The organism is Mycobacterium simiae (genome assembly GCF_008370645.1).
GTDB lineage: Bacteria > Actinomycetota > Actinomycetes > Mycobacteriales > Mycobacteriaceae > Mycobacterium > Mycobacterium simiae_A.
In genome coordinates this window covers 1-10477 of the sequence record NZ_VTZN01000162.1, presented here as the reverse complement: position 1 = coordinate 10477, position 10477 = coordinate 1, and the positions used below count along the sequence as shown (strand labels likewise).

Genomic DNA, 10477 nt, shown 5'->3' with positions numbered 1-10477 from the left:
CGGCGGTGCCGGCTTGCTATTCGGCACCGGCGGGGCCGGCGGCGTCGGCGGCAGCAACATGACGGTCGGCGGCGCCGGCAACACTGGCGGGGCCGGCGGCGCCGGGGGCAACGCCGGCATTCTCTTCGGCGCCGGCGGCATCGGTGGGGTCGGCGGGGTCGCCGCCGGCGTCGGCGCCGTCGGCGGGGCCGGCGGGGTCGGGGGCGACGCCGGCATCCTCTCCGGCGATGGCGGGGCCGGCGGCACCGGTGGGTTCGGCGTTGCTACCGGCGGGGCCGGCGGCACCGGCGGCAAGGCCGGGCTGTTCGGCGACGGCGGTGGCGGCGGCGCCGGCGGGGAGAGCTTTGGGACCGGCGGTACCGGCGGGGCCGGCGGCAACGCCGTGCTGATCGGCAACGGCGGTAACGGCGGTAAGGGCGGGAGTGGCTTCATGCCGGGCACCGGTGGCACCCCCGGCGCCGCGGGGCTGCTGCTCGGCCTGGACGGGTTGACGTAGCCGCGCCCTCCGACGGGCTACCTCGTCGAACGCCCGAGCCGGATTGCGAGGTCGCAAGGCCAAGCCGACGGATCGTATTGGGATGATGGGCTTCACGAGAATTCAGCGATGGCAGGATGGTGCTTTCATGCAGAACGCAAGCCAAAGCGCGTGACAAAGCTGGCGAGTTGGCCGCCGAAGAAGCGTTTGGTTAGCGCCCTAACAGGCGTGCTGCTCATCATGTGCGGTGCGACAGCCTGCTGGGTAGTGCGACAAATCGATTCACACAACGATTGCGCTGTCGTTGAACAGCTCGGGCACCAGTGGATCGCTATGGCGCAATCAGTTACAGCATTAGAGAATGGTCAGGGAGAACGCCGGGACCTCGTTGCCATTGCCGACAAAGAATCCTCAATGAGTGACGATATTCGCGCAGCATCGGGGTCGGTTTCCAGCCCGGCGTTAAAGAATCAACTGGGCAAATGGGCACAGGGCACCGCGCTGCTGGCAAACAGCCAGCGCGACTATGCGAACCGCCCGCCGCAAATGAACCCGTCATCAGGCGAGGACGCCGACTACTACCACGCGGCGGTAATGACATACGAGGCCGCGCAAGCTCTGCTCATGGCGTGTCCCAATATGCCGCCGGTGCCACCAGCCAACTAAACCGGCTCCTGGCCCGACAGCTGCGACTGACGCTGTGCATCAAGGTTGGTCGGAGTGGCGCCCATCAGGTACCCGACTGTCACTCGCTGGGCGTTACCCGACCGCACCGAAAGCCCGGCCCTGCACGTCATGGCTCGACCGGTTCGACGTCACGAGTGTGGTGGGCAGCAGCACACCAACAAGTCACCCTGGCATGAGATCCGTATTACGGTCTACAATGAGTCGCGATACGGATCACACGGCAGAGCGGCTTGTAGGAGAATGAAACGCCGGAGTCGGTTTCATCGAAGTAGAAGGCAGTGGATCGTCATTCGGACGATTCGCCAAGCCCAGGAGTTAGCAAACCCATCGCAGGCCCCACCCAGACGAGGCGCGACCGAAACGAAACGACCCGAAAAGGAGATCACCCCGCAACTAGCTGCCATCATCACAACCTTTCGAACAGCTAATAGACAGGAATTGACGTGACAGATCGCAAAATCGGACTCAAGCCGATCGGCGCCGGCCTCGGTATCGCCAGCGTTGGCATCGCTGCCGCTGCTCTCATCGGCTACGGGATGACGGGCACCTCGAGTGCGGACACCACCTTCAAACAGGATCCCGCAACGATCACGGCGACCGAGGGCACCAACACGGTGACTGCCACTGTAACGACGCCCACGACGCCTCCCCCCACGCTGACCACGCTTGAGTCGCCGTCGTCAGCGCCATCCTTGCCCCCGGCGCCGCCCGCGCCGTAATAGCGCAACGGTAAACCGGCCCGGCCAACTGTGATTGGGCCCACGTGATCCTCGCGAGGATTGCCGGTTGCGGCAATCGGATCGAGGACACGCGGGCCCATCACGACCAAGATGCTGTACCGAGCACATTGGGCGGAAAGCTCCGGGCTCGCCGGCGACGTCAAGACGCCACGTGGACCTCTGTCGGTGCCGGTCAGTGTGGTGACCACCGCCGCGTCCAGATTCCTGCTCCTCTGTTGACCAAATGACGGACCAGTGCGTCGGCGACGAAGTACCCTCCAGCTAGGAGTGCCTCCCCGGGCCGGGTTCCAACGCTATTGTCCAACGAATTTGCCTATCGGACAGGCACTTCGGTGCTGCTGCGTAGGAGGAGAGTCTGATGGCTTTTGTGGTCACCCAGCCGGAAACACTAGCGGCCGCAGCCGGGAGTTTGCAGGAGATCGGTTCGGCAGTAAGCGCGCAGAGCGCGGCCGCGTCCGCCCATACCACCTATGTGGCTCCGGCGGCTGCTGACCAGGTATCGGCGCTGACGGCCGCGCGATTTAGCGCTCATGCGCAGTCGTATCAGGTGATAAGCGCACAGGCCATGGCGATTCATGACGCGTTCGTCAACGCCATGGGCGTCAGTGCCCGTTCGTATGAGGCGACCGAGGCCGCGAACGTCATCGCGGCCGGCTGAGAAACTGGCTGAGCAACATGTTAGGGACGGACTTCGGGGCTTTACCACCAGAAGTTAATTCCGGTTTGTTGTATATGGGCCCGGGGTCGGGGCCCATGCTGGCCGCCGCCACCGCTTGGGACGGGCTGGCTGCGGTATTGAATTCCGCGGCCGTTTCGTATGCCTCGGTGATCTCTACGCTGACCTTGGAGTCGTGGTTGGGTCCAGCGTCCGCGTCGATGGCAGCCGCGGCGGCGCCCTACGCGAGTTGGCTGGGCGAGGCAGCCGAGCACGCCCGGCAGACGGCCGCTCAGGCCACAACCGCGGCGGCCGCGTTTGAGACGGCATTTGCGATGGCAGTGCCGCCACCGTTGATTGCGACCAACCGCAGCCAATTGGCCTCGTTGGTGGCAATGAACATTTTCGGGCAAAGCACTCCGGCGATCGAGGCAATCCAGGCTGACTACGCCGAGATGTGGGCGCAGGACGCCGCCGCCATGTACCAGTACGCCGAGGCGTCAGAGGCCGCGTCGACACTGACAACCTTCACGCAACCGTCGCACGCAGCTGATCCAGCCGGCCCTGAAGCCCAAGCTGTTCCCACCGCTCCGGGCCCCGAGCCACAGGCCATCCTGGGACAGCTAGGTAGCACCAGCCCCGAAGCGGGGCACGAACTCGCGTCGGGCGCATCGGCCGCTCCGGCGGCAGCACAGCTGGCAGCCCCGGCGGCCAGCATCGCAATCCCCACCCCGATCGGAGACCTTGATGTGGCGGCTGCCTACATTGCCGCCATCGGTACCGCCAGCCTGGCCTTATCGGTGGTGAACACGTCCAGGCCGTGGGCTTTCGGCTTCAACGGCTACGGCGGCGGCGGTCTGCGCGCCGGGGGGTTAGAACCGACGCAGGGTGACACCATCAGTGCAGAGCGCGATGTGTTGGTGTCGTCACCGGGCACCGTCGCAAAAGCGCCGGTGTCCGCCGGCACCGGACAAGCGGCGCTCCTCGGAGCCTTGTCGGTACCGCACAGCTGGACGATGGCCGCTCCGGAAATCAAGCTGGCGGTGGAGTCACTGCCCAGCTCCGAGCTCAGCGCCGCGCCCGCAGAATTTGGCGGAGCTCCAGCAGGACTGTTGAGCGGGATGGCGTTGGCAGGTTTGGCCGGACGCGGGCTGGGCGGTACGGGTACTCGTGGGATTGGTGATGCCTCCCCAGAGCGGGAGGATCAGCCTAAACGCAAGCCGACGGTGGTGGTGATCCAGCAACCACCACCGGCTGGCGGGCCACCCACGAACCGTCCGCAATGAACCCGGTTGTGTGGCGACCAACATTTTGCGGCAAAACACCGCGGCGATCGAGGCCAGCCGGACCGAGTACGCCGAAATGTGGACGCAGGATGCCGCCGCCATGAATAGCTATGCCGCAGCCTCCTATGCAGCGTCGACGCTGACGCCGGTTACCCAACCGTCGCAAATCGCCCGACCCGGCAGGTATTGCCGCCCAGGCCGCGGCAGTTGCTAAAGCCGCCGGTACAGATACCGGGACCAACGCCCAGGCGGCCCTTGGTCAATTTTCGTCGCTGGGCACCCAAACTCTCCCCCGGCCCGCGGCTTCGGTTGTCCTGCCGGCGACGGAGTCGGCTGCGTCGGCCGCATCCGTCGCAATCCCAACCCCGGTGGGGGAGCTGGACGTGGTGGCTCTCTACATCGCGTCCGTCGGAACTGCGAGCCTGGGCTTGTCGATAGTGAACACGACCAGGCCTTTCGGCTCCGGCGGATGCTGCGGCAGTGACGACACCGGCGGCGGGATAGAGCCCACTCAAGGCAACGCTGTCAGCGCGACGACGGATGCGTCGGTTTCGGCACCGAGCACCGCGTCGGGCGGCGTGTCGGTGTCCGCGGGGGTAGGCCCAGCTGCTCTGCTGGGTGGTCTGTCAGTGCCGCACGGCTGGACCATGGCTGCGCCCGAGATCAAGCTGGCAGTCGAATCGGCGCCCAGTGCCAGCCTCAGCGCCGCAGCCACGAACATCGGAGGAATGCCGCCAGGCCTGCTGAGCGGGATGGCTCTGGCCAGCTTGGCCGGGCGCGGCATCGGCGGAGGAAACCCGCGGGCCACCAAAGATGCTCGCCCGGAACAGGACGGTCAAGTTTGGCGCAAGCCCACGGTCGTGGTGATCCAGCACCCGCCGCCCACCGCAGGACCAAACCGAAACCGCCCGCTGTGAACCAACTTTGCTCCGCTCTGCCCGACACTTGCTACTCATCAGACTGGGAGCTGGACATGTTCGCACATGTTTGCGGATCACCACCGTTGGCAATGATTGATATAAGGGGGGCGTATTGGCCGGCCTATACGCCTGCCCAGGTCCCGTCGGTTCAGCCCGAGAGCCGGCGGGGCCGCCCATCCCGGTCTGTTGCGCGACGCGCCGGATCTTGACGACGATGCCGGAGTAGCGTGCCGCGTATGGACGGCACAACGGGCGTGTGGATTCTTGGCGGCTACCAGAGCGACTTCGCGCGTAACCTCGCCAAGGAGAGTCGCGACTTTGCGGACCTAACGACCGAGGTGGTGACGAGCACGCTGACCGTGGCCCGGGTGGAGGCCGCCGCTATCGGCGTAGTCCACGTCGCGAATGCGTTCGGCGAAATGTTCGCCAGCCAAGCGCATTTGGGGGCGATGCCGGCAACAGTGTGCGACGGCCTGTGGGATACGCCGGCCTCGCGCCATGAAGCCGCATGCGCCTCGGGCAGCGTGGCGACGCTGGCGGCGATGGCCGACCTGCGGTCGGGCGCCTATGACGCCGCGCTCGTGGTCGGCCTGGAGTTGGAGAAGACGGTGCCGGGTGACACCGCGGCGCAGTATTTGGGCGCAGCGGCGTGGACCGGCCACGAGGGTGCCGGGGCGCGTTATCTTTGGCCATCGATGTTCGCTGAATTCGCCGAGGAGTACCAGCGGCGCTACGGCCTGGAGGACACCCACCTGCGGGCCATCGCCGCACTCAACTATGCCAACGCGCGCCGCAATCCCAACGCCCAGACTCGTCATTGGACAATTCCCGACCCGATCAGTGACGACGAGGAGACCAACCCGATCACCGAGGGCCGGCTGCGGCGCCTCGACTGCAGCCAAATGACCGACGGCGGAGCGGGATTGGTTCTCGTCAACGATGCCTACTTACGGGCGCATCCCGATGCGCGCCCAATCGGGCGCGTCGACGGCTGGGGACATCGCACCGTCGGGTTGGGCCTGCGACAGAAGTTAGACCGCGCCGCCGCCGATCCTTACGTTCTGCCGCACGTGCGGGCCGCGGTGTTGGACGCCTTGCGTCGTGCGCACGTGACGCTCGACGAGGTCGACGGATTCGAGGTGCACGACTGCTTCACCCCCAGTGAGTACCTGGCGATCGACCACATCGGCCTGACCGGCCCGGGGGAATCGTGGAAGGCTATCGAGAACGGTGAAATCGAGATCGGCGGACGGCTGCCGATCAACCCGAGCGGAGGACTGATCGGTGGCGGACACCCGGTCGGGGCTTCCGGTGTGCGGATGCTGCTGGACGCAGCCAAGCAGGTCAGCGGCACGGCCGGTGACTATCAAGTCGAAGACGCAAAAACCTTCGCCACACTTAATTTTGGTGGCAGCACGGCCACCACGGTCAGTTTTGTTGTCAGCAGCGCACCAAGGATGTGACATGAACGTTGAACTCGTCGGCAAGTACCTGTCCACCCTGCCCGAAGACGACGATCACCCCTACCGTACCGGTCCGTGGCGGCCGCAAACCACCGAATGGGACGCCGACGACCTAACCGCCGTCGACGGTGAAATCCCCCGCGACCTGGACGGCATCTACCTGCGCAACACCGAGAACCCACTGCACCCGGCGTTTAAGACCTATCATCCGTTCGACGGCGACGGCATGGTCCACGTCGTCGGCTTCCGCGACGGAAAAGCCTTCTATCGCAACCGTTTCGTCCAGACCGAAGGCTTCCTGGCGGAAAACGAGGCGGGCGGACCGCTGTGGCCGGGACTGGCCGAGCCGGTGCAATTCGCCAAGCGGGACACCGGCTGGGGCGCTCGCACCCTGATGAAGGACGCGTCGAGCACCGACGTCATCGTGCACCGCGGCATCGCACTCACTAGCTTCTACCAATGCGGCGACCTGTACCGGCTAGACCCATATTCCGGCAACACGCTCGGCAAAGAGAGCTGGAACGGGCGGTTCCCGGTCGACTGCGGCGTATCCGCCCATCCCAAGGTCGACGCCAACACCGGCGAACTGCTGTTCTTCAACTACACCAAGCAAGACCCGTATATGCATTACGGCGTCGTCGACCAGAACAACGAGCTGGTGCACTACGTCGACGTTCCGCTGCCCGGCCCACGACTGCCACATGACATGGCGTTCACCGAAAACTACGCCATTCTCAACGATTTCCCGCTCTTTTGGGATCCGCGACTGCTCGAGCACAACGTGCACCTGCCGCGCTTTTACCCCGACTTGCCGTCACGCTTCGCGGTGATCCCGCGCCGGGGGCGCAGCGCCGACATCCGTTGGTTCGAAGCGGATCCGACGTTTGTTTTGCACTTCACCAACGCCTACGAGGACGGCGACGAGATAGTGCTCGACGGCTTCTACGAAGGCGATCCCCAGCCGCTGGATACCGGCGGTACCAAGTGGGAGAAGCTGTTTCGCTTCCTGGCGCTGGATCGCCTGCAATCCCGCTTGCATCGGTGGCGACTCAACCTGGTGACCGGCGCGGTGAAAGAAGAGCAGCTGTCGGATTCCATCACCGAATTCGGCACCATCAACGACGGTTACGCCACGCGCAAGTACCGCTACGCCTATGCCGCGACCGGCAAGCCGGGCTGGTTCCTGTTCGACGGATTGGTCAAACACGACCTGCTTACCGGAGCCCACGAGGGTTACTCATTTGCCGACGGTGTCTACGGAAGCGAGACTCAGCTGGCCCCACGAGCGGGCGGCACGGCCGAAGACGACGGATACCTGGTCACCTTGATCACCGACATGAACGACGACGCCTCCTACTGCCTGGTCTTCGACGCGGGCCGGGTCGGTGCTGGCCCGGTATGCAAACTGCAACTGCCCGAGCGTATTTCCAGCGGTACCCATTCGACGTGGGTGCCGGGCGCCGAGCTACGCCGCTGGCGTCAGGCGGAATCTGCAGCAGGTGCTGTCGGGCTGTGATGCTCGCCAGCCGGTAATGCGTGAGGAAAACTACGAGTAGCGGCCTGTGAGATTACAGGCTCGGTGAAGGAGGGGCAGTGAGCGAGCACCGCCGGATGACACACTGGCCCAAGGAATTGGCGCCGATTGGCGCGCTTCGCTTCGCCCGCCGCTCATCGAACTACCACGAGGCTGTGCGTTTTTACCGCGAGCTGGTGGGGCTCCCGCTCTATGAGACGTTCGGGGATAGCTACGGCAGCAACGGCGCAATATTCGGCTTGCCCAGCTGGAATCTGACACTCGAAATCGTCGAGGCCGTTGATGAGGTCGCCGTCGACCACCATGAGCAGCTCTGCCTGTACTTTCCGGACCAGGATGCGCAGCAGGCGGCCATTGCGCGGCTGCGGGAGGCCGGCATCGAGCCGGTCCAGCAGCATCCGTATTGGGAGGCCATGGGAGCTATCACCTTTCGCGACCCGGATGGGCGCGAAGTCGTGTTCGCTCCCTTTGTGTACGGCGTCAACGAGCCCAGCGGCAGCTTGGCTTCGGGAAAGCATGAATACCCGTCGAGCTGAGCTGATCAGCGGCTCGGCGGCTTTCGTTTTCCGCTCACCAGCGGCAGGGGCGAGTCGTCGCTGTTGACCCGCAAGGTAATTCGTGGCAGCCGTTTGCTGGGCTGCCGGCGCAGGGCGTAGTGCCATGCCGGCCTCTCGGTCAACTGCCAACCCCGCCAGCGAGCGAGCAGGCACAGGGTGGCGCCGACGGCGGTGGCGATCACCGCACCCATCGTCGCTCGCCCGTAGTAGGCAAAGAGCACCATGACGCCACTGGCGATAACTGCGCAGGTCGCGTACAGGGTGTTACCACCGAAGATTTGAGGAGTTCGACGCACCGCAATGTCACGCAACGTCCCGCCGCCGACCGCGGTGATGGTGCCCATCAAGAGTGCCGCCTCCCACCCGAGTCCAGTTGCGAGTGTCTTCTGAGCGCCCGCGACCGCCCACGTTCCCAGGGCGATCGCGTCAATGACCGGGAAAGCCAGGTTCCAGGCTCGGCCGTACACGGGCACCAGGAAGGCGATGATGGCTCCGGCGATAGCGACGATGAGGTACACGTAGTCGGTCAGGGCGACTGGAGGGCCGTGCTGCAAGAGGGCATCGCGGATCAATCCGCCACCCAGGCCAGACAGCATGGCCAGCGCCGCGAATCCGACCGGGTCTAATCGTTCCTCGGTAGCGACTATGCCGCCGAGCACCGCGTTGCCGAAGACCCCAGTGAGGTCGACGACCTGGAATACCTCGCCCAGCGTCGGACTCACGACGCACGGCTCCCAACAAAGTCCTGCACGAATAGTGAAGTCTATTGCAGGGTTGCGGCGACCACCGCCCAGAGCGAGGAAACCACCGCGCAAACAGCTGCGGCCGCACCAACATACAGCCCGTACTCGGCCGACACCGGCGGGTTGACGTTGATCTGGTAATACCATACCGTGAGCGCCACGATGAGTACCGAAAACAGCAGCGCGGCAACCGAAGACCACTTCACCGATAATCCGCGGCCCGCCATCGCGCCGGCCACCAACAGCGTCGACGAAAGCAGAACGATGAGCTGGCCAGCGCCGAATCCCCGCGGCAGCTCCAGGCTGCCGTGAGTTCCTCCGATGGCGTTGGCCCAGCCGCCGCCGCCCACCGCCGTCGTCAGCCACGGCATCCAGGTGCTGGCCGAGACGACGACGGCGAAGAGCGCCACCAACCAACCAGGGCGCAGCCGACGAGTCATGCCTGCGAGCGTAATAGGGCGCCACATCGCGCCGACCGCACCCCGCTATGGTTCTAGGTCCGCAGCGAAGACAGGTTGAACACGACGCCCGTCGGGTCAGTCGCTGCGGCAAGCCGCCCGTACGGGGTGTCCTCAGCCGGACGCAGTACCGCGCCACCGTTGTCGGTGATCACCTGCAGCGTCTGGTCGACGTCCTGGGCACCAAAGAAGATGGTCCACTGCGAGGGTTGGTCCCCGGAGAGATAGCCGGCGCCGTCCATCACGCCGAGCAATTGGTCATCACCGAACCATGCTGTGCTGTAGCGGAATTCGTCTGTGTCCGAGATCTGCTCGGTGCGCCATCCGAAGACATCACCATAGAAGTCGAGCGCCGCACGGTAGTCATGGGTGGTCAGTTGATGCCAGACGGGCGAGCCGGCTTCCCCGATCACCTCGAAGCCGCGGTGCTCCAGCGGCTGCCACAATCCGAAGAATGCGCCAACCGGGTCGGTAGCCATGCTCATGAAGCCTTTCGCGGGTACCTCCATCGGAGCCACGCATGTCGAACCGCCCGCGTCCGTCACCTTGGCCGCAGTCGCGTTGATATCGGCGGTGTGGAAATAGGTGGCCCAGTTGTCCGCAGACTGCCACTGCGGATTGTTGGCCATCAGGCCGGCGACTGGATGACCGTCCTTGGCGGCGTTGATGTATCCGCCGTAGTCGGGTCCGGCGGATTCGAATGTCCAGCCGAAAACCTGGGCGTAGAAGTCTTGAGCGCGGTCGACGTCTGACGTCGTCAGGTCGACCCAGCACGGGGCACCCAGCGGGGTAGTGTGGCGGATGGGCATGATGACCTCCTTGCGGTGTGATTTCAGAGGTATTGACAATGCTCGGCCCAGAAAGTCATCGGAATCTGGCGGCCAGAATCTGACCTTCCCCATCCGGCCTTCCTCGAAGGCGAGCATGTCGCCGGCCAGATACAGCCGCACACGCGCGCA

Annotated in this window: 12 protein-coding genes and 1 pseudogene; 9 read left to right on the top strand and 4 right to left on the bottom strand. The window is 64.9% G+C overall.

Annotated features, from left to right (window positions below; genetic code table 11):
- Together F0Q45_RS27935 and F0Q45_RS20710 are read left to right on the top strand one after the other, a co-directional pair.
- Positions 1-496: pseudogene (locus F0Q45_RS27935) on the top strand (PE-PGRS family protein); the annotation flags it as partial.
- A gap of 108 nt (positions 497-604) precedes the next feature.
- The gene (locus F0Q45_RS20710) at positions 605-1141 is read left to right on the top strand and encodes a hypothetical protein (RefSeq protein WP_149655728.1); all 537 of its coding nucleotides are present in this window, start codon (positions 605-607) and stop codon (positions 1139-1141) included.
- Positions 1142-1691: 550 nt separating this feature from the next.
- Here F0Q45_RS20710 and F0Q45_RS28690 read toward each other — a convergent pair.
- On the bottom strand, positions 1692-1982 hold the full coding sequence (locus tag F0Q45_RS28690) for a hypothetical protein (protein WP_149655727.1): 291 nt from the start codon (positions 1980-1982) through the stop codon (positions 1692-1694).
- A gap of 278 nt (positions 1983-2260) precedes the next feature.
- On the opposite strand from F0Q45_RS28690, the gene F0Q45_RS20700 reads away from it, so the two are divergent.
- From F0Q45_RS20700 to F0Q45_RS20670, 7 genes are all read left to right on the top strand, one after another.
- Positions 2261-2560, top strand: coding sequence for a PE family protein (locus tag F0Q45_RS20700; RefSeq protein ID WP_149655726.1), 300 nt, complete (start codon positions 2261-2263; stop codon positions 2558-2560).
- A 17-nt stretch (positions 2561-2577) separates the two neighbouring features.
- Complete coding sequence (locus tag F0Q45_RS20695) at positions 2578-3843, top strand: PPE family protein (RefSeq protein ID WP_149655725.1); 1266 nt, start codon at positions 2578-2580, stop codon at positions 3841-3843.
- A 10-nt stretch (positions 3844-3853) separates the two neighbouring features.
- Positions 3854-4057, top strand: coding sequence for a PPE domain-containing protein (locus F0Q45_RS20690; protein WP_188113058.1), 204 nt, complete (start codon positions 3854-3856; stop codon positions 4055-4057).
- Positions 4058-4211: 154 nt separating this feature from the next.
- Positions 4212-4760, top strand: coding sequence for a PE/PPE C-terminal domain-containing protein (locus tag F0Q45_RS20685; RefSeq protein WP_188113057.1), 549 nt, complete (start codon positions 4212-4214; stop codon positions 4758-4760).
- Positions 4761-4999: 239 nt separating this feature from the next.
- A complete protein-coding gene (locus F0Q45_RS20680; protein ID WP_149655722.1) occupies positions 5000-6226 on the top strand; it encodes an acetyl-CoA acetyltransferase in 1227 nt (408 codons plus the stop codon).
- A 1-nt stretch (position 6227) separates the two neighbouring features.
- Entirely contained in the window at positions 6228-7742 is a 1515-nt protein-coding gene (locus F0Q45_RS20675; RefSeq protein ID WP_149655721.1) for a carotenoid oxygenase family protein, read from the top strand.
- 95 nt (positions 7743-7837) lie between these two features.
- Positions 7838-8296 carry a VOC family protein gene (locus F0Q45_RS20670; RefSeq protein WP_149655729.1) on the top strand — a complete coding sequence of 153 codons (459 nt, stop codon included), beginning with the start codon at positions 7838-7840 and terminating at the stop codon, positions 8294-8296.
- A gap of 5 nt (positions 8297-8301) precedes the next feature.
- Here F0Q45_RS20670 and F0Q45_RS20665 read toward each other — a convergent pair whose 3' ends face one another.
- The 3 genes from F0Q45_RS20665 to F0Q45_RS20655 are packed head-to-tail and all read right to left on the bottom strand — an operon-like array spanning position 8302 to position 10327.
- Complete coding sequence (locus tag F0Q45_RS20665; RefSeq protein WP_188113061.1) at positions 8302-9039, bottom strand: trimeric intracellular cation channel family protein; 738 nt, start codon at positions 9037-9039, stop codon at positions 8302-8304.
- 41 nt (positions 9040-9080) lie between these two features.
- Complete coding sequence (locus F0Q45_RS20660) at positions 9081-9500, bottom strand: hypothetical protein (protein WP_149655719.1); 420 nt, start codon at positions 9498-9500, stop codon at positions 9081-9083.
- A 53-nt stretch (positions 9501-9553) separates the two neighbouring features.
- Entirely contained in the window at positions 9554-10327 is a 774-nt protein-coding gene (locus F0Q45_RS20655) for a VOC family protein (RefSeq protein ID WP_149655718.1), read from the bottom strand.
- Positions 10328-10477: the final 150 nt, after the last annotated feature.